The 22,143-nt window shown below is 61.2% G+C and carries 23 protein-coding genes; 22 read left to right on the forward strand and 1 reads right to left on the reverse strand.

Going from position 1 to position 22,143, the window contains the following annotated elements; genetic code table 11:
* Positions 1 to 6: 6 nt before the first annotated feature.
* From fliH to flhB, 15 genes are all read left to right on the forward strand, one after another.
* Entirely contained in the window at positions 7 to 783 is a 777-nt protein-coding gene (gene fliH, locus E0D86_RS11045; protein WP_131650089.1) for a flagellar assembly protein FliH, read from the forward strand.
* Positions 773 to 2,131: a flagellar protein export ATPase FliI gene (gene fliI / locus E0D86_RS11050; protein WP_131650090.1), complete on the forward strand. Its 1,359-nt coding sequence runs from the start codon at positions 773 to 775 to the stop codon at positions 2,129 to 2,131. The genes fliH and fliI overlap by 11 nt, the downstream gene beginning before the upstream one ends.
* A gap of 3 nt (positions 2,132 to 2,134) precedes the next feature.
* The gene (gene fliJ / locus E0D86_RS11055; RefSeq protein WP_131650091.1) at positions 2,135 to 2,587 is read left to right on the forward strand and encodes a flagellar export protein FliJ; all 453 of its coding nucleotides are present in this window, start codon (positions 2,135 to 2,137) and stop codon (positions 2,585 to 2,587) included.
* Positions 2,588 to 2,731: 144 nt separating this feature from the next.
* Positions 2,732 to 3,037: an STAS domain-containing protein gene (locus E0D86_RS11060; RefSeq protein WP_131650092.1), complete on the forward strand. Its 306-nt coding sequence runs from the start codon at positions 2,732 to 2,734 to the stop codon at positions 3,035 to 3,037.
* Positions 3,037 to 4,743: a fused response regulator/phosphatase gene (locus E0D86_RS11065; protein ID WP_131650093.1), complete on the forward strand. Its 1,707-nt coding sequence runs from the start codon at positions 3,037 to 3,039 to the stop codon at positions 4,741 to 4,743. The genes E0D86_RS11060 and E0D86_RS11065 overlap by 1 nt, the downstream gene beginning before the upstream one ends.
* Before the next feature lie 29 nt (positions 4,744 to 4,772).
* Positions 4,773 to 5,129, forward strand: a complete 357-nt coding sequence (locus tag E0D86_RS11070) for an Hpt domain-containing protein (protein WP_131650094.1) — start codon at positions 4,773 to 4,775, stop codon at positions 5,127 to 5,129.
* A 120-nt stretch (positions 5,130 to 5,249) separates the two neighbouring features.
* Positions 5,250 to 6,488 carry a flagellar hook-length control protein FliK gene (locus E0D86_RS11075; protein WP_131650095.1) on the forward strand — a complete coding sequence of 413 codons (1,239 nt, stop codon included), beginning with the start codon at positions 5,250 to 5,252 and terminating at the stop codon, positions 6,486 to 6,488.
* A 301-nt stretch (positions 6,489 to 6,789) separates the two neighbouring features.
* Positions 6,790 to 7,320, forward strand: coding sequence for a flagellar basal body-associated protein FliL (gene fliL / locus E0D86_RS11080; RefSeq protein WP_131650096.1), 531 nt, complete (start codon positions 6,790 to 6,792; stop codon positions 7,318 to 7,320).
* 12 nt (positions 7,321 to 7,332) lie between these two features.
* Entirely contained in the window at positions 7,333 to 8,304 is a 972-nt protein-coding gene (gene fliM / locus E0D86_RS11085; RefSeq protein WP_131650097.1) for a flagellar motor switch protein FliM, read from the forward strand.
* Positions 8,305 to 8,484: 180 nt separating this feature from the next.
* Positions 8,485 to 8,952 carry a flagellar motor switch protein FliN gene (gene fliN, locus E0D86_RS11090; RefSeq protein ID WP_131650098.1) on the forward strand — a complete coding sequence of 156 codons (468 nt, stop codon included), beginning with the start codon at positions 8,485 to 8,487 and terminating at the stop codon, positions 8,950 to 8,952.
* A 1-nt stretch (position 8,953) separates the two neighbouring features.
* Entirely contained in the window at positions 8,954 to 9,373 is a 420-nt protein-coding gene (gene fliO / locus E0D86_RS11095; RefSeq protein WP_131650099.1) for a flagellar biosynthetic protein FliO, read from the forward strand.
* The gene (fliP, locus tag E0D86_RS11100; RefSeq protein WP_131650100.1) at positions 9,373 to 10,149 is read left to right on the forward strand and encodes a flagellar type III secretion system pore protein FliP; all 777 of its coding nucleotides are present in this window, start codon (positions 9,373 to 9,375) and stop codon (positions 10,147 to 10,149) included. Before fliO ends, fliP begins: the two co-directional genes overlap by 1 nt.
* A gap of 16 nt (positions 10,150 to 10,165) precedes the next feature.
* Positions 10,166 to 10,435: a flagellar biosynthesis protein FliQ gene (fliQ, locus tag E0D86_RS11105; RefSeq protein ID WP_131650101.1), complete on the forward strand. Its 270-nt coding sequence runs from the start codon at positions 10,166 to 10,168 to the stop codon at positions 10,433 to 10,435.
* A gap of 33 nt (positions 10,436 to 10,468) precedes the next feature.
* Positions 10,469 to 11,248 (forward strand): flagellar biosynthetic protein FliR, encoded by a 780-nt coding sequence (gene fliR, locus E0D86_RS11110; RefSeq protein WP_131650102.1) that lies wholly within the window; start codon positions 10,469 to 10,471, stop codon positions 11,246 to 11,248.
* A 36-nt stretch (positions 11,249 to 11,284) separates the two neighbouring features.
* Entirely contained in the window at positions 11,285 to 12,421 is a 1,137-nt protein-coding gene (gene flhB, locus E0D86_RS11115) for a flagellar biosynthesis protein FlhB (RefSeq protein ID WP_131650103.1), read from the forward strand.
* Positions 12,422 to 12,751: 330 nt separating this feature from the next.
* Here the strand turns inward: flhB and sodC are convergent, their stop codons facing one another.
* Positions 12,752 to 13,273 carry a superoxide dismutase family protein gene (gene sodC, locus E0D86_RS11120; RefSeq protein ID WP_131650104.1) on the reverse strand — a complete coding sequence of 174 codons (522 nt, stop codon included), beginning with the start codon at positions 13,271 to 13,273 and terminating at the stop codon, positions 12,752 to 12,754.
* A gap of 265 nt (positions 13,274 to 13,538) precedes the next feature.
* On the opposite strand from sodC, the gene flhA reads away from it, so the two are divergent.
* The 7 genes from flhA (at position 13,539) to E0D86_RS11155 (ending at position 22,121) form a co-directional block, all read left to right on the forward strand.
* Positions 13,539 to 15,659, forward strand: coding sequence for a flagellar biosynthesis protein FlhA (gene flhA, locus E0D86_RS11125; protein WP_131650105.1), 2,121 nt, complete (start codon positions 13,539 to 13,541; stop codon positions 15,657 to 15,659).
* Between the two features lie 15 nt (positions 15,660 to 15,674).
* Positions 15,675 to 16,955, forward strand: a complete 1,281-nt coding sequence (gene flhF / locus E0D86_RS11130) for a flagellar biosynthesis protein FlhF (RefSeq protein ID WP_131650106.1) — start codon at positions 15,675 to 15,677, stop codon at positions 16,953 to 16,955.
* Positions 16,956 to 17,046: 91 nt separating this feature from the next.
* Entirely contained in the window at positions 17,047 to 17,874 is an 828-nt protein-coding gene (fleN, locus tag E0D86_RS11135; RefSeq protein ID WP_131650107.1) for a flagellar synthesis regulator FleN, read from the forward strand.
* Positions 17,871 to 18,617, forward strand: a complete 747-nt coding sequence (fliA, locus tag E0D86_RS11140; protein WP_177493051.1) for an RNA polymerase sigma factor FliA — start codon at positions 17,871 to 17,873, stop codon at positions 18,615 to 18,617. The genes fleN and fliA overlap by 4 nt, the downstream gene beginning before the upstream one ends.
* Positions 18,618 to 18,732: 115 nt before the next feature.
* Positions 18,733 to 19,107 carry a chemotaxis response regulator CheY gene (locus E0D86_RS11145; RefSeq protein WP_177493042.1) on the forward strand — a complete coding sequence of 125 codons (375 nt, stop codon included), beginning with the start codon at positions 18,733 to 18,735 and terminating at the stop codon, positions 19,105 to 19,107.
* 23 nt (positions 19,108 to 19,130) lie between these two features.
* Positions 19,131 to 19,925 carry a protein phosphatase CheZ gene (locus tag E0D86_RS11150; RefSeq protein ID WP_131650110.1) on the forward strand — a complete coding sequence of 265 codons (795 nt, stop codon included), beginning with the start codon at positions 19,131 to 19,133 and terminating at the stop codon, positions 19,923 to 19,925.
* Positions 19,926 to 19,937: 12 nt separating this feature from the next.
* Complete coding sequence (locus tag E0D86_RS11155; protein ID WP_131650111.1) at positions 19,938 to 22,121, forward strand: chemotaxis protein CheA; 2,184 nt, start codon at positions 19,938 to 19,940, stop codon at positions 22,119 to 22,121.
* The last annotated feature ends 22 nt before the right edge of the window (positions 22,122 to 22,143 follow it).

Raw genomic sequence — 22,143 nt, forward strand, 5'->3', positions numbered from 1 at the left:
AGCCGTATGTCCAAGGAAAATCCCAGCGATGTGATCCGCGCGAAGGACGTCAATCTCTTCGATCGCTGGGCCTTGCCGAGCTTCGATCCGCTAGGCGGGGAACCGGCGGAGCCGGAGGCGCTCGAGGAGTCGGGCGCGGACCAGGACCTGTCGCACAGCGAAGACGTCCCGGTCGAGGACGTCAAACCGCTGACGCTCGACGAACTCGAAGCGATTCGCCAGGAGGCCTACAACGAGGGCTTCAGCACGGGCGAGAAGGACGGCTTTCATGCCGGACAACTGAAAGCCCGGCAGGAAGCCGACGCGGCGCTGTCGCCCAAACTCGCGAGCCTTGAGCAGGTGATGACGCAATTACTCGAGCCCATCGCCGATCAGGATCGCAACCTCGAACACGCCATGGTCACGTTGATCTGTCAGCTGTCGCGTGAGGTGATTCAGCGCGACCTGCTGATCGATTCCAGCCAGATTCGCCAGGTGCTTCGGGACGCCCTGAAGTTGTTGCCGATGGGCGCCAGCAACGTGCGCATCCATATCAATCCGCAGGACTTCGAACTAGTCAAGGCGCTGCGTGAGCGCCATGAAGAAACCTGGCGAATCGTCGAAGACAGCGATCTGCTGCCGGGCGGCTGCCGGATCGAAACCGAACAGAGTCGCATCGACGCCAGTGTCGAAACGCGGCTGAGCCAGGCGATCAAGCAGCTATTCGAGCAGCAGCGGGAAAACGCTACCAGCCCGCCCGAAGCTGATCTGCACCTGGATCTGGACAGCTCAGATGCGCCTTGAACGCACCAGCTTCGCCAAACGCTTCGAGACCTACAGCGAGGCGATCAAGCTACCCAGCCAGCCGATCCTCGAGGGTCGGCTGTTGCGTATGGTCGGCCTGACGCTAGAGGCCGAAGGCCTGCGTGCCGCCGTCGGCAGCCGCTGCCTGGTGATCAACGACGACAGCTACCACCCGACCCAGGTCGAAGCCGAGGTCATGGGCTTTTCCGCCGGCAAACTTTATCTGATGCCGGTTGGCAGCCTGGCCGGCATCGCGCCGGGCGCGCGTGTCGTGCCGCTGGCAAATACCGGACGCCTGCCGATGGGCACCTCGATGCTGGGGCGCGTGCTCGACGGTGCTGGCCGCGCCCTGGATGGCAAGGGTGGAATGAAGGCCGAGGACTGGGTGCCGATGGACGGGCCAGTGATCAACCCGCTCAACCGCCACCCGATCAGCGAGCCGCTGGATGTCGGCATCCGCTGCATCAATGGCCTGTTGACGGTCGGCCGCGGGCAACGTCTTGGCTTGTTCGCCGGTACCGGTGTGGGCAAGTCGGTGTTGCTAGGCATGATGACCCGCTTCACTGAGGCCGACATCATCGTCGTCGGGCTGATCGGCGAACGTGGCCGCGAGGTCAAGGAATTCATCGAAAACATCCTCACCGAAGAGAGCATCAAGCGCTCCGTAGTTGTCGCTTCGCCTGCGGACGATGCACCCTTGATGCGCCTGCGCGCGGCAATGTATTGCACGCGCATCGCCGAATATTTCCGCGACAAGGGCAAGAACGTCCTGTTGTTGATGGATTCGCTGACCCGCTTCGCCCAGGCTCAACGGGAAATCGCGCTGGCCATCGGCGAGCCCCCGGCGACCAAGGGTTACCCGCCTTCGGTGTTCGCCAAGCTGCCGAGTCTGGTGGAGCGCGCTGGAAACGCCGAGGCGGGCGGCGGTTCGATCACGGCGTTCTATACCGTGCTGTCCGAGGGTGATGATCAGCAGGACCCCATCGCCGACTCCGCGCGGGGCGTGCTCGACGGCCACATCGTGTTGTCGCGACGGCTGGCTGAAGAGGGCCATTACCCGGCGATCGACATCGAGGCCTCTATCAGCCGGGTCATGCCGCAGGTGGTCAGTCCCGAACATGTGCGCAGCTCGCAGCGGTTCAAGCAGCTGTGGTCGCGCTATCAGCAGAGCCGCGATCTGATCAGCGTCGGCGCGTACGTACCGGGTGGCGATCCGGAAACCGATCTGGCCATCGCGAGGCAGGCGGAGATGGTCCGCTATCTCCGGCAGGGTCTGGACGAAGCCGAACCCCTGGCGCAGAGCGAGGTCGCACTGATCAACGTCTTCAATCCCAAGGCCGCAGGCTAAACCTTGGCGACGAGTCGTGCCGCGCGGCTGGCGCCCGTGATCGACATGGCTGAACGGGCCGAGCGCGACGCCGCGGGGCAATTTGGACAGGGGCAAACCCAACTGTCCCAGGCCGAAACCAAGTTGGGCGAGCTGCGCCAGTACTTCAGCGACTACCAGCAGCAATGGATGAGCCAGGGCAGCCAGGGCGTATCCGGGCAATGGCTGGTCAATTATCAGCGGTTCCTTTCACAGCTCGAATCGGCCATCGCTCAGCAGCAGCGCAGTGTCGACTGGCATCGCAACAATCTCGACAAGCTCCGCGAGCAGTGGCAGCAGCGACGCGCACGGCTCGATGGGCTGCGCAAATTGGTCGATCGCTATATTCAGGAAGCGAGAACGGCGGCCGACAAGCGCGAGCAAAAGCTGCTCGACGAATTCTCGCAGCGGCTGGCAAGTCGGCCCAGACAGGATTGATGCTTGCTGTGCCGGGGTTTGGGTGCTAAATCTTCATCAGTTTGTTTACTGCAGTACGGCCAGCCCTAAAAGGCTCCGGCGGATGCGCCTCGTTCGTCCGGCAAAACACGGCTGCCACGTTTCCGCTTGGATCAGGAGTGCTACATGACCATCAGTTCACAGCTATCGGCAGATGGACAGGAGCTGACGATTACCATCCAGGGGCGCTTCGATTTCAATGCTCATCAAGCATTCCGCGATGCCTATCAGCGTGCTGATTGCGCGCCCAAGCGCTACGTGGTCGACCTCGCTGGCGCGACCTATCTCGACAGTTCGGCCCTCGGAATGTTGCTGCTGCTGCGCGATCACGCCGGCAGCGATAAGGCCGATATCCGCCTGATCAACTGCAACCCAGATGTGCGAAAGGTCCTTTCGGTATCCAATTTCGAACAACTGTTCGCGATAGCCTGATGCCTCGCCGGCTCTCCATACTCATCGCCGAGGATGGCGCGGCCGACCGCATGCTGCTGGCTGCCATCGTCGGTCGTCAGGGGCATCGTGTAACTACGGCGTCCAACGGTGCAGAAGCGGTCCGATTGTTCGAGAGCGAACGGCCACAGCTGGTGCTGATGGACGCGCTGATGCCGGTGATGGACGGCTTCGAGGCCGCGCGGCAAATCAAACAGCTGGCCGGCAACGAGCTGGTGCCGATCATCTTTCTCACCTCGCTCACCGAGCACGAAGCGCTGGTGCGCTGCCTCGAAGCGGGAGGCGATGATTTTCTCGCCAAGCCCTACAACCCGGTCATCCTCGAAGCGAAGATCCAGGCCATGCATCGTCTGCGCAGGCTGCAGGCGACGGTGCTGGAGCAGCGTGATCTCATCGCGCGACGCAATCAGCAATTGCTCGACGAGCAACGCGCCGCCAAGGCGATTTTCGACAAGGTGGCGCATGCCGGTTGCCTGAGCGCACCCAACATCCGTTATCGGCAGTCTCCGCGCGCGCTGTTCAATGGCGACCTGCTGCTTGCCGCGCATGCGCCTGCCGGCAGGATGTTCGTGCTGCTGGGAGACTTCACCGGCCATGGGCTGCCGGCCGCCATCGGTGCCATGCCGCTGGCCGAGACCTTTTACGGAATGACCGCCAAAGGCTATTCCAGCGGCGAGATCCTGTGCGAGCTCAATGCCAAGTTGAAGCTGATCCTGCCGGTGGAAATGTTCTGCTGCGCCGCCTTGCTGGATATCAACCTCAAGCAGGGCATGTTGCGCGTCTGGAACGGCGGGCTGCCGGATGGTTATCTTCTCAGGGCCGCGGAGGGCGAGCGGCTGCCGCTGCGCTCCAGGCATTTGCCGCTTGGCGTACTCGATGCGCTCCATTTCGATGACAGTTTCGAGACCTTGCCACTGGCGATCGGTGATCGCCTGCTGCTGATGTCCGATGGTGTGCTGGAGAGCACCAGTGCCGATGATGAATTATTCGGCGAGCAGCGGCTGTTGGCGGTCATGGATGCCAACACCGAGCCCTCGTCCTTGTTGGATGAAATCCAGGCCGCTCTGCATGATTTCCACGGTCAAATACTTGACGACTTGAGCCTCGTCGAAGTGAACATGATCGAGGCGGAGGATGCCGTTGCGGCGCAATCGCCGGCTGTTTTCCCACTCGGCGCGCCAGAGTTGCGTGCGAGGGATTGGTCCGCCAGTTTCGAGCTGCGCCCCAGCAGCTTGCGCGAGTACAACCCACTGCCGATGACCATGCAGCTGCTGTTGCAGATATCACCTCTGCGCCACCGTGCCGGCACGATTTACACGGTGCTGACCGAGCTTTATGCCAATGCGCTGGAGCATGGCGTGCTGCTGCTCGATTCCTCCATGAAGTGCGACGCCGACGGTTTTGCCAACTACTATCAGGAACGCCAGCGGCGACTGAGTGAGCTGACCGAAGGCTCAGTGTCCATCGAGCTGAGCGTCAAGTCCGAAGAGACCCGAGGCTATCTGCGCATCGCAGTGCGCGACAGCGGACCGGGATTCGATGTGCAGCGGGCGCTGGACCAGCAGTACTGTGCCGGATGCCTGGGCGGGCGGGGGCTGCGGATGATTCGTCAGATGAGTGAACGCTTCTACTGGGAGCCGGACGGCAAGGTTCTGAATGTCGAATTCCATTGGGCCGCTCATGCATAATTCGCTGCTTTCCAGCCAGGAGCCTATCGATGGTCGATCATCTCGACACTAGCGTGCTGGCGACCCTTCAAGAGGTGATGGAGGCGGAATATCCGGTGCTACTGGATACCTTTCTGGTCGATTCGGAAGAGCGGCTGTGGTTGCTTCAGCAGGCCTGCCGCAGCGGTCAGGCGGAAAACCTGCGTCAGGCTGCCCACAGCTTCAAGGGCAGTTGCAGCAACATGGGCGCAGCGTTACTGGCGGATCTCTGTCGCCAGTTGGAAGAAGCGGCGCGGCTCGAACAGATCGACGAAGCCCCCCACTTGATCGAACGCATCGAGCGTGAATTTGCCATCGTACGGATTCTCTACCGAGCCGAACGCCAGCGCTACGGCGGGCTCGGCTGACTGGCGGGTTGCATTGGCGTGCACCTTAGGTGGCCGGGCTACGGATACAGGCGTCTATAAAGCGTATGGCCTGGACTTTGCTTGAATAAACGCAATGTCATCATCCTGAGCGGAAGACCCATGGCCGTTTCCCCCGATCTATTGCTCAACATCAAGGCTCCCACGGCTGTCGCAAAGGCAGCGAGCGCGACCCCTCAGGCCGCCCGCCAGCCCAGCCGGGACGAGCCTTCCAGCTTCGCCAACGTCTACGCCAAGGAGCGCCAGCCCAAGCCGGTCGAACGTCAGGACTCTGCGGCAAAGCCTGTCCGGGACAAGCCGGCTGGCGACAAGCCGAGTCAGGAAACCGCCGAAGCTGGCGGCAGCGAAAAGCCGACCGTGGCCGAAGCCGGCAACGAATTGCCTGCTGACGCCGAGATGGCCGATGGCGCCCCGCAAGACGGCGAGACCGAGCTCGATCCGTTGCTGTTGTTCGGCATGGGCGGGCAGGTGCCAGTCAGTGACGAGTCGCTGGCCACACAGCCGCCGACCGGCAGCGAGTTTCTGGCTGGGCTGGGGCTGGCTCAGGCCGGCGTAGAGTCCGCTGAAGCAGAGGCCGAGCCGGCTATGGTGGGCACGCGTTCCCTGGATATCCAATCCGCTGCTCAGAAGAGTCCGTTCGCCAACGCCGTGATGCCGAATGAAGCCTCCGAGCAAACCCAGGAAACGCTCTCAGCGAGCCTGTTGGTGGGCGAGGAACTGACGGAAGAGTCCGACGAGCTCTCGCTGGAGGAAAGTTTCAGTGATCTGCTGGACAAGCTGGATGCCCCGAAGGAGAGCCGCACGAGCGCCACCGATATGGCGGCCAATCGGCTCAACCCGCTGACCCAGGCGATTGCACAGCAGACTCAGGCTCAGCAGGCGCAGCGGCTGACGATGGTGCCGGGCCAGCCGGTGCAAATGCAGCAGTCCGGCTGGAGCGAAGCGGTGGTCGACAAGGTGATGTGGCTGTCGAGCCAGAACCTCAAGTCCGCCGAGATTCAACTCGATCCTGCCGAGTTAGGTCGCATGGAAATCCGTATCGACATGAACAAGGATCAGACTCAGACACAGGTCACGTTCCTCAGCCCTCACGCTGGCGTACGCGACGCATTGGAAGGGCAGATGCAGCGCTTGCGGGATATGTTCGCGCAGCAGGGCATGACCATGGATGTGAATGTTTCCGACCAGTCCAAGGGCTGGCAGGGCGACGGTAGCGAGTCGCGCAGCCGGAGCGTAGCCGGCGTATCGGCTACCGGGGATGAGGAAATCGTTGGCGGCACGCTTGAAGTCAGCACGAGCCGTTCCGGGGGCGATCGCGGTCTGGTGGATTACTACGCCTGAGTGCTTTGTGATTGACCTAGGGAGCGGGGCTCGCGCCCGGCCCAAGACGCTGCACACAAACGCCAGACCCGGAGGTCTGGCCTCCCACTAAAAAGTCCGTTGCCCTAGTCCTACGCCGACGCTGCTCGTCGGAGGCGCGCCCTTGCGGCGAACGCGGACTTCGCGCCAACTATTCGTCTACAAATCAGCGCGGGCCTGTTGCAGCCGTTTACGGCTCCGCGTCCCTGGCCGATACTGGCACAGCAGTTGCTCGTAGCGCTTCGTTGCGAGTGAAATCACCTTGTGATGACGGATATTTGGCATGGCTAAGAAACAGGGACCCCCAGACGTACCGAGCCCGGCGGCTGCGAGCGGTGGCAAGGGCAAGCTCAAGTTGATTGTCCTGATCGTACTCGGCCTGCTGCTGGCGGTCGGATTGTCGATCGGCGGCACGTTCTACTTTATGAGTCGGGGCGATACTGAAGCACAGCCGGAAGCCGCTTCGGATACGCCGACTGCACCGCTGCGTCAGCCAGCGATCTACGAAGTGTTGGCGCCGGCATTCATCGTCAATTTTTCCAACACCGGTGGCCGGCAGCGTTACATGCAGGTTAGCGTGGCGCTGATGTCGCGTGATCAGGCGGCACTCGACGCGCTGAAGGAACACATGCCGCTGTTGCGCAATCAACTGGTCATGCTGTTTTCCAGTCAGGAGTTCGCCAGCCTGGCTACACCGGTCGGGCAGGAGATGCTTCGGCAGCAGGCCACAGCCAGCGTTCAGGAGCTGGCACAGAAGGAAATCGGCAAACTTGCCATCGAGCAAGTGCTGTTCACAAACTTCGTATTGCAATAGGGGTCGTTGTAGATGGCTGTTCAAGACCTGCTTTCGCAAGACGAGATCGATGCGCTCCTGCATGGAGTCGACGACGGTCTGGTCGATACCGAAAGCGATTCCGAACCGGGCAGCATCAAGAGTTACGACCTGACCAGCCAGGACCGCATCGTCCGCGGGCGCATGCCCACGCTGGAGATGGTCAACGAGCGTTTTGCCCGCTACACCCGCATCAGTATGTTCAACCTGCTGCGCCGCTCGGCCGATGTGTCGGTCGGTGGCGTGCAGGTAATGAAATTCGGCGAGTACGTGCATTCGCTGTACGTACCGACCAGCCTCAATCTAGTGAAGATCAAGCCGTTGCGCGGCACATCCCTGTTCATCCTCGACGCCAAGCTGGTGTTCAAGCTGGTGGACAACTTCTTCGGCGGCGACGGGCGCCACGCCAAGATCGAGGGGCGCGAATTCACGCCGACCGAGTTGCGCGTCGTGCGCATGGTGCTGGATCAGGCCTTCGTCGATCTGAAGGAAGCATGGCATGCGGTGCTCGACGTCAACTTCGAATACGTGCATTCGGAGGTGAACCCGGCGCTGGCCAACATCGTCAGCCCGAGCGAAGTGGTGGTGGTGTCGACCTTTCATATCGAGCTCGAAAGCGGCGGTGGCGACTTCCATGTGACCATGCCGTACTCGATGATCGAGCCGATCCGCGAAATGCTCGATGCCGGTTTCCAGTCGGATGTCAGCGATCAGGACGAGCGCTGGGTCAACGCCTTGCGCGAAGACGTCCTCGACGTGAACGTGCCGCTCAGCGCGACGGTGGTGCGGCGTCAGCTGAAGCTGCGCGACATTCTCAACATGCAGCCGGGCGATGTGATTCCGGTGGAAATGCCGGAAGACATGATCATGCGCGCCAACGGCATGCCCGCCTTCAAGGTCAAGCTCGGCGCGCACAAGGGCAATCTGGCCCTGCAGGTGCTCGAGTCCGTATTGCGGCCACGTTGATTAGCCTGGCAGGCCGTTGAAAAACGTAGGCGAGGCAGGCAAGACGAGGCAAAAACAGGCGAGGAAGCGGAGTTTAGTATTCTAAATGAGAATTCCGAGCCTGTTTTTAACGAAGTAATGCCAACGCAGGTAGTTTTTCAACAGCCTGCTAAACATTTACCAGCCGGTCGAGGACTATCGATGGCAGACGAACACGAAAACACTTCCGCCGAAGAGCAGGCGTTGGCCGATGAATGGGCATCGGCGCTGGCCGAGGCGGGCGATGCCAACCAGGACGATATCGATGCGCTGCTGAATCAGGGGCCAGCCACCGCGCCGGCACCTCCGCGCGCACCGCTGGAGGAGTTCGGCAGCGGTCCGAAGTCGGCCGCAACGGCCGGTCTCGACGGCCCGAACCTGGACGTAATCCTCGATATTCCGGTTTCCATCTCCATGGAAGTCGGCAGCACCGAGATCAGCATTCGCAATCTACTGCAGCTCAACCAGGGCTCGGTGGTGGAGCTCGACCGCCTGGCCGGCGAGCCGCTGGACGTGCTGGTCAACGGCACGCTGATCGCCCACGGCGAAGTAGTGGTGGTGAATGAGAAGTTCGGCATTCGGCTTACGGACGTCATCAGTCCAAGCGAACGCATCAAGAAGTTGCGCTGAGATGAAAGCCCTGGTTTTCCTTTCGCTCGCGCTGGCATTGCCGGCAATGGCCGCCGAACCCGCGGCAAGCATGAGCAGCACGGGCATGGGCACGCAGATGACCAAGCTGCTGTTCGGCCTGTTGCTGGTGATCGGGCTGATCTTTCTGCTTGCCTGGCTGCTGCGTCGGATGCAACAGATCAATCCGCGCAGCAACCAAGCCATCAAGCTGATCTCCAGCCACGCCCTTGGGCCACGCGAGCGCCTGGTGCTGGTACAGGTCGGTAGCGAGCAGGTACTGCTCGGCCTGAGTGCCGGGCGCATCACGCCGCTGCATGTACTGGAAGAGCCGGTTCATCTGCCGGATGCGGAGCCGGCAAACCCCGAATTTGCCCAGCGCCTGATGGAATTGCTCGGCCGGGATCAGAAGGACAAACCCTGATGCTTCGATTGTTGCTGGCGGTCCTGCTGGTATTGGCCGCTCCTTTTGCTGTGGGGCAGGATGCCGGCGGTCTGATTACCCAGGGCGATAACCCGCTGTCGATCCCGGCCATCACGCTGAGCACCGACGCCGAGGGGCAGCAGGAGTATTCGGTCAGCCTGCAGATTCTGCTGATCATGACGGCGCTGAGCTTCATTCCGGCGTTCGTCATGCTGATGACCAGCTTCACGCGGATCATCATCGTCTTTTCCATCCTGCGTCAGGCGTTGGGCCTGCAACAGACGCCCTCGAACCAGATCCTCGTCGGCCTGACGATCTTTTTGACACTGTTCATCATGGCGCCGGTGTTCGAACGGATAAACAACGAGGCGGTGCAACCCTATCTGAACGAGCAATTATCCGCGCAGGATGCGATCGCTCGGGCTGAGGTGCCGCTGAAGAACTTCATGCTCGCGCAAACCCGCGAAAGCGATCTCGAGTTGTTCGTACGGCTTTCGCGGCGCACCGACATCCAGTCGCCGGATGCCGCTCCCCTGACGATTCTGGTACCGGCATTCGTGACTTCCGAGCTGAAAACCGCGTTCCAGATTGGCTTCATGATCTTCATTCCGTTTCTGATCATCGACATGGTGGTGGCCAGCGTACTGATGGCGATGGGCATGATGATGCTGTCGCCACTGATCATCTCGTTGCCGTTCAAGATCATGCTGTTCGTGCTGATTGACGGCTGGGGTTTGATCATTGGAACGCTCGCCGGCAGTTTCGGCACGCTTTAGCGCGAGGAAGACGCCCATGACACCCGAAGTTGCGGTGGATCTGTTTCGCGAAGGCTTGTGGATGACGGCCATGATCGTCGGTGTGCTGGTGGTCCCGAGTCTGCTGGTGGGGCTGGTGGTGGCGATGTTCCAGGCCGCCACGCAGATTAACGAACAGACGCTGAGCTTTCTGCCGCGCCTGCTGGTGATGCTGCTGACGTTGATCTGGGCCGGGCCCTGGCTGGTCAGGGAACTGATGGAGTACACCCAAGGCTTGATTCAGAACATTCCATTGATCATCGGCTAGTCGTGATGATCACCGCCCGCATGGTGCGCCCCGATGCTTGAACTCAGCGATGCGCAGATCGGCGCCTGGGTCGGGCAGTTCCTGCTGCCGCTGTTTCGCATCGCGGCGCTGCTGATGAGCATGCCGATCATCGGTACCCAGCTGGTGCCGATGCGGGTGCGGCTTTACCTGGCGCTCGCCATTTCGATCGTGTTGGTTCCCGGGTTGCCGCCAGTGCCGGTGGTGGAGGCGCTGAGCGCGCAGGCATTGGTGCTGATTGCCGAACAGATTTTGATCGGGGTGATGCTGGGCTTCGTGCTGCAGTTGTTTTTTCAGCTGTTCATCGTCTCGGGGCAGCTGCTCGCTATGCAGATGGGGCTGGGTTTCGCGTCGATGGTCGACCCGGCCAATGGTGTTTCGGTGCCGGTGATCGGCCAATTCTTCAACATGCTGGTGATCCTGCTGTTCCTGGCGATGAACGGCCACTTGGTCGTGCTGGAAATCCTCACCGAAAGCTTCACCACTCTGCCGATCGGCGGCTGGCTGGTCGGCACCAATCATTTCTGGGAAGTGGCGGGCAAACTGGGCTGGGTGCTGGGGGCCGGACTGCTGCTGGTGTTGCCGGCGATTACCGCGCTGCTGGTGGTGAATCTGGCCTTCGGTCTGATGACGCGCGCCGCGCCGCAGTTGAACATCTTTTCGATCGGTTTTCCGCTGACCTTGGTGCTCGGCCTGATCGTGGTCTGGATCGGCATGGCCGATATCCTCGCGCAGTACCAGACTTTCGTCAGCGAGGCGTTGGGCATGCTTCGCGAACTGATCGGACTACGCTGATGCCAATGTCTTGTTCACAGCTGCCGGAGGCCGCGCATGGCTGAGAGCGAAAGCGGTGCCGATAAAAGCGAGGAACCCACGGAGAAACGCCTCCGTGAATCCCGCGAAAAAGGCCAGCTCGCCCGTTCCCGTGAACTGAGCACCGTGGCGGTGACGCTAGGTGGCATCGGCGGTTTGCTGGCCTCTGGCGGCAGCCTGGCCGGTAGCCTGATGGCCATGATGCAAAGCAATTTCGAGCTCAGCCGCGAAACGCTGCTGGATGAGAGCGCCATGGTGCAACTGCTGATGAGCAGCGGGATGATTGCGCTGGAGGCCATCATGCCGCTGCTGATCGTGCTGCTGATCGTGTCCATCATCGGGCCGATCTCATTGGGCGGCTGGTTGTTCTCGGGTAAGGCGATGGCGCCCAAGTTCAGCCGCATGAACCCCGGCCCCGGTCTGAAACGGATGTTCTCGACCAAGGCGCTGGTCGAGCTGCTGAAGGCGCTGGGCAAGTTTCTCGTGGTGTTGCTGGTGGCACTGGCGGTGCTCAACGCCTATCAGGACGACCTGCTGTCCATCGCCAAACAGCCGTTGGATCTGGCCATCATGCACAGCGCCGAGGTGGTGGGCTGGTGCGCGCTGTGGATGGCCTGCGGTCTGATCCTGATTGCCGCGGTGGACGTGCCGTTTCAGCTCTGGGACAACAAGCAGAAGCTGATGATGACCAAGCAGGAAGTGCGCGACGAATACAAGGACAGCGAAGGCAAACCCGAAGTCAAGTCGCGGATACGCCAGCTGCAGCGCGATGCCGCTCAGCGCCGGATGATGCAGGCGGTGCCGGAAGCCGATGTGGTCATCACCAACCCGACCCACTTTGCTGTGGCGCTGAAATACGACGGCGACAAGGGCGGGGCGCCGATGCTGGTGGCCAAGGGCGGCGATTTCGTGGCCTTGAAGATTCGCGAGATCGCCAACGAGCATCAGGTGACGGTACTTGAATCTCCGGCACTGGCGCGGGCGGTGTACTACTCCACGGAACTTGACCAGGAAATCCCGGCGGGGCTCTATCTGGCCGTGGCGCAAGTATTGGCGTACGTCTATCAGCTACGCCAGTACCGTTCCGGCAAGGGCAAACGGCCGGATCCGTTGGGCAATCTGCCGATTCCGCCAGATCTGCGAAGGGATGAATGAGTGGCCCGAAAGCTGCGCTCGAGCCTGAACCTTCGTAGTTGTCGTAGGGTGGGCTTCAGCCCACCGCAGGAATATAACCTGGGTTTGGTGGGCTAAAGCCCACCCTACGTACTGCCGATCCCGCCGGATTGCTGCGAGATGAATGAGCGACCCTGCTATCGAGCCTGAAGCTTTGTTGCTTTGTAGGGTGGGCTTCAGCCCACCATAGGAAGGTAGCTCGAGTCTGGTGGGCCGGGCGGCGCTCCGCTTCAGCCCACCGCAACCGCAGCACTGTAGCCTGGGTCTGGAGGGCTAAAGCCCACCCTACGTGCTACGTACTTCCAGCTGCTCTTACTCAATCACCCCACAGGCAACTCGAGCGCCGCCGCCGCCAAGCGGCTGTGGATGGTCGGAATGGTTGTCGCCACCCTTGTGGACCATCAGCGCCAGGCCTTTGATGTCGCCAAGGCTTTTCAGGCGGGGCGCGAGAACCGGCTGGCTGGCGTTGCCGGCACCGTCGACCATCAGCGCCGGAAGATCGCCCATATGGCCGTCGCCCCAGGGTTCGCCATGCTTGCCGGTGTTCTGCGGATCCCAATGACCACCTGCTGCGCCTGCCGCGACGGCTTCGCCATCCTTGTCGGCCGGCCCGCAATCGCCTTTTGCGTGAATATGGAAACCATGGGCGCCGGATTCCAGGCCCGACAATTCGGGACGGAATACCAGCCCGTACTGGCTGCTTTCGATCTTGACGGTGCCGACGGATTCGCCAACGCCTTGGGCTGTCACGGCCTTGACCGGTACGCTGAGGGTTTCGGCATGCAGGCCCATGGCCGTGCAGCCGGCAAGCGCCGCGATAATCCACTGTTTCATGGCAAAACTCCTGGTAGGTGAATAAAGCGGCAGGGCCGCCAGTCGCAGCACCGTCGCCATGCTTCGGGCTGGCGACGATGCTAGGAGTGAGACTGCCCAGTCCCCGGTCGGTTCGAATACCGCTATGCCAGTCGGAATCGTCCTGGACGGTGCGCGCCGCCCGAACCGAACTCAGTGGTCTTGAGCAAGTTGGACTCCTTCTTGCTATAGCCTCGGCAGGGCGCGCTTCGCGTCAATTCTTTGGTCTGCTTTGCCGGGGTCTACATTGGATCGCACGCAACTCATCAACATTCGCAATGGCCTGGCGGGCGCAGGTCGCGGCAACCTTGGCGTGCCGCTGCTGCTGCTCGTGATGATGGGCATGATGATGCTGTCGGTGCCGCCGTTCCTGCTGGATCTGCTGTTCACCTTTAACATCGCGCTGTCCATCGTCGTGCTGCTGGTCAGTGTCTATGCGCTGAGGCCGCTTGATTTTGCGGTGTTCCCGACGATCCTGCTGGTCGCCACCTTGATGCGATTGGCGCTGAACGTGGCCTCGACTCGGGTGGTGTTGATCAATGGCCATGAGGGTGGCTCCGCAGCCGGACACGTGATCGAGGCCTTCGGCAACGTGGTGATCGGCGGCAACTACGTGGTCGGTATCGTCGTCTTCGCGATCCTGATGATTATCAACTTCGTGGTGGTCACCAAGGGCGCCGGGCGGATTTCCGAGGTGAGCGCGCGCTTTACCCTCGACGCGATGCCTGGCAAGCAGATGGCGATCGACGCTGACCTCAACGCCGGACTCATCGACCAGGCCGAAGCCAAAAAGCGCCGCGTCGAAGTGGCTTCCGAGGCGGATTTCTATGGCTCGATGGACGGTGCCAGCAAGTTCGTGCGTGGCGACGCCATCGCCGGCCTGCTGATTCTGTTCATCAACCTCATCGGCGGCGTCGGTATCGGCATGGCGCAGCACGGCATGAGCTTCAGCGAGGCGGGTCAGGTTTACGCCTTGCTGACCATTGGTGACGGCCTCGTCGCGCAGATCCCTTCGCTGCTGCTATCGACCGCAGCCGCCATCATGGTGACTCGCGTGACCAGCTCCGAGGACATGGGCCAGCAAGTCAACCGGCAGATGTTCGCCTCGCCCAAGGCGCTGGCGGTGTCCGCCGGCATCATGATTGCCATGGGTTTGGTACCAGGCATGCCGCATATGTCTTTTCTCGGTCTCGGCGCGGTTGCCGCGGGCGGTGCTTACTGGATCTGGCATCGCCAGAAGCAGGTCAAGCAGCAAACCGAGCAGGAAGAGCAGAAGCAGTTGGAAACGCTGCCTGCGCAGCGCGCGGCAGAAACCAAGGAACTGGGTTGGGATGATGTGACGCCTGTCGATATGGTCGGCCTGGAGGTGGGTTATCGGCTGATTCCGCTGGTCGATCGCAACCAGGGTGGTCAGCTACTGGCGCGAATCAAGGGCGTACGCAAGAAGCTCTCGCAGGATCTCGGCTTTCTGATGCCGTCGGTGCATATCCGCGACAACCTCGACCTGTTGCCCAACGCCTATCGCTTGACGCTGATGGGTGTGAGCCTGGCCGAAGCCGAGGTTTATCCGGATCGCGAATTGGCGATCAATCCGGGGCAGGTGTTCGGTCCGCTCAACGGCATCGCCGCCAAGGACCCGGCGTTCGGCCTGGAGGCGGTGTGGATCGAACCCGGTCAGCGCGATCAGGCGCAGTCGCTCGGCTACACCGTGGTCGATGCCAGCACTGTGGTTGCGACTCACCTGAACCAGGTTCTGCACAAGCATGCCCACGAGTTGCTGGGTCATGAAGAAGTCCAGCAACTGATGCAGTTGCTGGCCAAGAGCTCGCCAAAGCTCGCCGAAGAGCTGGTGCCCGGGATGATTTCCCTGTCCACCTTGCTCAAGGTGCTTCAGGCGCTGCTGCAGGAACAGGTGCCGGTACGCGATATCCGCACCATTGCCGAGGCCATCGCCAATGTCGCCGTCAAGAGTCAAGATCCCGCCGCCATGGTGGCTGCAGTGCGGGTCGCGCTTTCCCGCGCAATCGTGCAGAACGTTGTAGGGCTTGAGCCGCAGCTGCCTGTGATCACCCTTGAGCCCAGGTTGGAACAGATATTGCTCAACAGTCTGCAGAAGGCTGGTCAGGGCTCTGAAGATGGCATTCTTCTGGAGCCGGGAATGGCCGAGAAATTGCAGCGTTCCCTGGTAGAGGCGGCACAGCGTCAGGAAATGTTGGGTAAGCCGGCGATTCTGCTGGTGGCGGGTCCGGTCCGCGCGATGCTGTCGCGCTTCGCCCGGCTCGCGGTACCGAACATCCACGTTCTCGCCTACCAGGAAATACCGGATAACAAGCAAGTCACCATCGTTTCGACGGTGGGTCAGAATTAATCGAGGGTACAGGCCATGCAGGTCAAACGTTTCTTCGCAGCCGACATGCGTATCGCCATGAAGATGATTCGTGACGAGCTAGGCGCCGATGCCGTGATCACGGGCAACCGTCGTGTCGCCGGCGGCGTTGAGCTGACGGCCATGCTCGATTATCCGATGGAGCCCGCTGCGCCGAAGAAGCCGAACGCGGCCCTTGAAGCCGAGCTGCGCAAGACTCAAGCCCGTATCGCCAGCGCCCATGCCGAGCTGAGCGCGCCGTCGCGCAGTGCCGCCGGCCAAGATCGTCAACTGCTTGACGAGAAGCCTGCAGCGGTCGCTCAGCCGAAGCCGGTTGCTGCTGCCGCAGCGGCTGACTCGCGTGCGATGGAAGCCATGCAGTCCGAGCTTCAGGGTTTGCGTGAACTGATCGAAATGCAGCTCGGCTCGATTGCTTGGGGCCACGAGCAGAGCCGCCGTCCGCAACAAGCCAATCTCTGGCGCCGGCTGCAACGTATCGGCCTGCCCGCCGACCTGTCGCGCGGCTTGCTGGAAAAGGTTGCCAATGTTTCCGAGCCGCGCCAGGCCTGGCGAATGGTGCTGGCGCACCTGGCCCAGGCGGTCAAGGTCACCAAGGTCGAGCCGCTGGAAGAGGGCGGCATCATTGCGCTGGTCGGTCCGGCCGGTGCCGGCAAGACCACCACGCTGGCGAAACTCGCGGCGCGCTACGTGCTCAAGCACGGCGCTCAGAGCATCGCCCTGGCGAGCATGGATAACTTCCGCATCGGTGCGCAGGAGCAGCTGAAGACCCTGGGCCGCATCCTCGACGTGCCGGTCATTCAGATCGATCCCAGCCAGCCGCTGAGCAAGTCACTGGAGCCGCTGGCCCGCAAGCGCCTGATCCTTATCGATACCGCAGGGCTGCCGGCCAATGATCCGATGATGCGCGCGCAACTCGATACCTTGGCCGACCGCGGTATCAAATCGAAGAACTACCTGGTGCTGCCGGCGACCAGCCAGAGCCAGGTGCTCAAGGCGACCTGGCATCACTATCGCCGTTGTGGGCTGGCCGGCTGCATTCTGACTAAACTTGATGAAGCCGGTAGCCTGGGTGACGTGCTCGGCCTCACCATTAGCCAGCATCTGCCGATCGCGTACCTCACCGATGGGCCGCGCATCCCCGACGATCTGCAACTGCCGCGCAGTCATCAGCTGGTCAGTCGCGCGGTGAGCCTGCAATCGGAGGAGAATCCCAGCGAGGAAACCATGGCCGACATGTTCTCCGGTCTGTACAACGGTTCTTCACGGAAGGTCGGATGAACGCTTTGCTCCGTGATACACACAAAGAAGACGCGTTCGGGCTGAACGCATCGAAGGCCCAAGGGCTCAAGCAAGATATAGGCGTGTGAAAATGGGTATGCATCCCGTACAGGTTATTGCAGTTACCGGCGGCAAGGGTGGCGTCGGCAAGACCAACGTGTCGGTCAATCTGGCGCTGGCGCTGGCCGATCTTGGTCGTCGGGTGGTGCTGCTCGATGCCGACCTTGGCTTGGCCAACGTCGACGTACTGCTGGGTTTGACCGCCAAGCGAACGCTGGCCGATGTCATTGCGGGCGAATGCGACCTGCGTGACGTATTGATTCAGGGGCCAGGTGGCATCCGCGTCGTGCCCGCGGCATCCGGCACGCAAAGCATGGTGCAGCTGTCTACACTGCAGCATTCAGGACTGATCCAGGCGTTCAGCGATCTCGGCAACGATATCGACGTGCTGATCATCGACACCGCGGCAGGCATCGGCGACGGTGTCGTGAGTTTCGTTCGGGCCGCGCAGGAGATTTTGCTGGTGGTGACCGACGAGCCCACTTCGATCACCGACGCTTACGCGTTGATCAAGCTGCTCAATCGTGACTATGGCATCAGCCGTTTCCGTGTGTTGGCGAACATGGCACACGCGCCCCAGGAGGGCCGCAACCTGTTCGCCAAGCTGAGCAAGGTGACCGAGCGGTTCCTCGATGTAGCGTTGCAATACGTCGGCGCGGTTCCGTACGACGAGGCGGTACGCAAGGCGGTACAGAAGCAGCGCGCCGTATATGAGGCCTATCCGCGAGCCAAATGCTCGCTGGCGATCAAGGCCATTGCGCAGAAGGTGGATACCTGGCCATTGCCGGCGACGCCGCGGGGCCATTTGGAGTTCTTTGTGGAGCGCCTCGTCAGGCCCGCCACAGAGCCTAACGACTGACCGCGGCTGGACTCGTTATGTATTACAGCAAAGCTCAGGCAAAAGACTCGCAATACCAACTCATCGATCAGTACGCGCCGTTGGTCAAGCGCATCGCCTATCACCTGCTGGCGCGCTTGCCGGCCAGTGTGCAGGTCGATGACCTGATGCAGGCCGGCATGATCGGCTTGCTCGAGGCGTCGAAGAAGTATGATGCCGGAAAAGGTGCGAGTTTCGAGACCTACGCCGGTATCCGCATCCGCGGCGCAATGCTCGACGAGGTCCGCAAGGGCGATTGGGCGCCGCGTTCGGTGCACCGCAATTCGCGCATGGTCAGCGAAGCGATCCGGGCGATCGAAGCCAGAACCGGTCGCGATGCTAAAGATCAGGACGTTGCGGCCGAACTTAAATTGAGTCTCGATGAGTACTACGGCATTCTGGGCGACACTCTGGGCAGCCGCTTGTTCAGCTTCGATGATTTGCTGCAGGAAGGTGAGCACGGGGAGTTTGGAGAGGATTCCGCCAGCGCCCATCCGGAGCCGTCCCGCGATCTTGAAGACGAGCGTTTTCAGCAGGCGCTGGCTGAGGCCATCGGCAACCTGCCCGAGCGTGAAAAGCTGGTGCTTTCGCTGTATTACGACGAAGAATTGAATTTGAAGGAAATCGGCCAGGTGCTAGGGGTCAGCGAATCGCGGGTGAGCCAGTTGCACAGTCAGTGCGCGGCGCGCCTGCGGGCTCGCCTTGGCGAGTGGCGCGGGCGCTGATCGATTCGCAAAAAAGCACTATAGGCCGCTTACGAGCTTCATTCATGAGGCCCGCAACAGACCGTGAGCAGGTTCTGGGGATTCGGGATTTACGGAGGTTTACTTGGACAAGAATATGAAAATCCTCATCGTCGATGATTTCTCGACCATGAGACGGATCATCAAGAACCTCTTGCGCGATCTGGGCTTTACCAACACTGCCGAAGCAGATGACGGCACCACCGCGCTGCCGATGCTCAAAAGCGGCGGCTTCGATTTCCTCGTCACCGACTGGAACATGCCCGGCATGAGCGGCATCGATCTGCTGCGCGCCGTCCGTGCCGACGAGCGCCTGAAGCATCTGCCCGTATTGATGGTCACCGCCGAGGCGAAACGCGACCAGATCATCGAGGCCGCGCAGGCGGGCGTAAACGGTTATGTGGTCAAGCCATTCACGGCTCAAGTGCTCAAAGAGAAGATCGAAAAGATCTTCGAGCGCGTCAACGGCTGAAGCAGTAACGCCGCGAGGGCACTATGACGCAAGCAGACCAAAGCCTGGCGGAGTTCGAAGCGACTCTGAAGGCTCACGCACCCCAACTGATCGAGAGTTTGCAGCAGGGCCGCTTCGACGAAGCGGCGCAGATGTTCAACGAGCTCAATCAGGCCCGTAACAACGGGCTTTACCAGGAAGTCGGCAAGCTGACCCGCGAGCTGCATAACGCCATCGTCAAGCTCGAGATGGATACCTGCGCTACGGGCGGCGATCCGTCACCCATCACCGACGCCACCGATCGTCTTTCCTATGTCGTGGAAATGACCGAAAAGGCCGCCAACCGCACCATGGATCTGGTCGAGGAGTCGGCGCCGCTGGTGAACTACGTCAGTTACGAAGCGCAAAGCCTGGTCGCCGACTGGCAGCGCTTCATGCGCAGAGATATGAACGCCGAGGAGTTTCGGGAGCTTGTTCGCCGCATTGACCAGTATCTGCAACGCTCCCTGAGCGACAGCAGCCAGCTGTCGCAGAATCTCAGCGAAATCATGCTGGCGCAGGATTTCCAGGACCTGACCGGTCAGGTGATCAAGCGGGTGACCCGGCTGATCACTGAGCTCGAAAGCAACCTGCTCAAGCTGGTGCTTATGGCTGGGCAGGTCGACCGCGTGGCAGGTATCCAGCATGACCGCGAAGCCATGCGCGCCGAGCAGGAAAAGAAAAAACAGGAAAAAGAGCCTTCCCATGGTGAAGGTCCGCAGATGCATGCCGATATACGTGAGGATGTCGTATCCGGACAGGACGATGTCGATGATCTGCTTTCGAGCCTGGGCTTTTAGGGGAAGGTGAATATGAGCTTCGACGCCGATGAAGAAATCCTCCAGGACTTCCTGGTAGAGGCCGGCGAGATTCTCGAACTATTGTCAGAGCAGCTGGTGGAGCTGGAAAGCAGCCCCGATGACACCGCCTTGCTCAATGCGATTTTTCGCGGTTTCCATACGGTAAAAGGCGGTGCCGGCTTTCTCCAGCTACATGAGCTGGTCGAGTGTTGTCACATTGCTGAAAACGTCTTCGACATCCTGCGCAAGGGTGAGCGTCGCGTCGACTCGGAATTGATGGATGTCGTGCTGCAGGCATTGGATTCCGTCAATGAAATGTTTGCCCAGGTTAGAGAGCGCACCACGGTAACCCCGGCGACTCCAGAACTGCTGGCGGCGCTGACGCGTCTGGCCGAACCGGCCGGGGAAGACGAGCCGGTCGTCGACACCCCTGCCGAGCCCGAGCCCGAAGCCGCGACGGCGGACAACGAATTCGAGCAGTTCCTTGGCGCGCTGGAAAATTCCGCCGAGGCCTCGACCGCAAGCGTCAGCGATGAGATCACTGACGACGAATTCGAATCCTTGCTCGATCAGCTTCATGGCAAAGGCCAGTTTGCGGTGGAGCCCATTCCAGCATCGGCCGCACCGGTCGCTGAAGCGCCTGTCAGCGACGAGATTACCGACGACGAATTCGAGGCGTTGCTCGACCAGCTGCACGGTAAGGGTCACTTCTCCGAGCCGGCTTCTGCTGCGCCTGCGCCGCCTGTCGAGGCGAACAAGCCTGCTGCAGCAGGGGGTGATGAAATCACCGACGACGAGTTCGAAGCTCTGCTGGACCAGTTGCACGGCAAAGGTAAGTTCGAACCCGAAGCGGCGCCCGTAATTCCAACACCTGCTCCGACCGCTCCCGTCGCCGCTGCATCCTCTGCAAAGAAAAGCACGCCCGCGAAATCCGCGCCTGCGGCAGCGCCAAGCAAAGCCGCCGTTGCTCCGGCTAAAACGGACACGGCAGCCAAAGCTGCCCCTGCAACCGAGAAGCCAGCGAGCGAAGCCGAGACCACTGTGCGGGTCGATACCGCGCGGCTCGATGAAATCATGAACATGGTCGGCGAGCTGGTGCTGGTGCGTAACCGTCTGGTGCGCCTAGGTTCCAATAGCGGCGACGAAGCCATGGCCAAGGCTGTATCCAATCTGGATGTGGTGACCGCCGATCTGCAAAGCGCCGTGATGAAAACGCGCATGCAGCCAATCAAGAAGGTCTTCGGGCGCTTTCCGCGACTGGTTCGGGATCTGGCCCGCAGCCTCAAAAAAGAGATCAACCTGGAACTGGTCGGCGAAGAAACCGATCTGGACAAGAACCTCGTCGAGGCACTGGCCGATCCACTGGTGCACTTGGTTCGCAACGCCGTTGACCACGGTATCGAGACGCCGGAAGAGCGCGAAGCCGCCGGCAAGCCTCGCACCGGCAAGGTCGTGCTGTCGGCCGAGCAGGAAGGCGACCACATCCTGCTGCTCATCACCGACGATGGCAAAGGAATGGACGCCGAGGTTCTGCGTGCCAAGGCGGTGGAGAAAGGCTTGCTGGACAAGGATGCGGCCGACCGCCTGAACGACCTGGAATGCTACAACCTGATCTTCGCACCGGGCTTCTCTACCAAATCGGAGATCTCCGACGTGTCCGGCCGCGGTGTCGGCATGGACGTGGTCAAGACCAAGATTTCCCAGCTCAACGGCACGGTCAACGTGTTTTCCGCCAAGGGTCAGGGCTCGCGTGTGGTCATCAAGGTACCGTTGACGCTTGCGATCATGCCCACGCTCATGGTGATGCTCGGCAACCAGGCGTTCGCGTTCCCGCTGGTGAGTGTCAACGAGATATTCCACCTTGATCTGTCCCGCACCAACGTGGTGGACGGCCAGGAAGTGGTGATCGTGCGCGACAAGGCGCTGCCGCTGTTCTACCTCAAACGCTGGTTAGTGCGTGGCGCCGAGCAGGAGGAGCAGCGCGAGGGCCATGTGGTGATTCTGAACGTCGGCAATCAGAGCATCGGCTTTGTCGTCGATCAGCTGGTGGGCCAGGAGGAAGTAGTCATCAAGCCGTTGGGCAAGATGCTGCAGGGCACACCGGGCATGTCCGGCGCGACCATCACCGGCGATGGCCGCATCGCCTTGATCCTCGATGTTCCGAGCATGCTCAAGCGCTACGCGCGCCGGATCTGATCAGTTCGCAGCGGCCCCGAGC

Source organism: Pseudomonas sp. IC_126, from assembly GCF_004331835.1.
Lineage (GTDB): Bacteria > Pseudomonadota > Gammaproteobacteria > Pseudomonadales > Pseudomonadaceae > Stutzerimonas.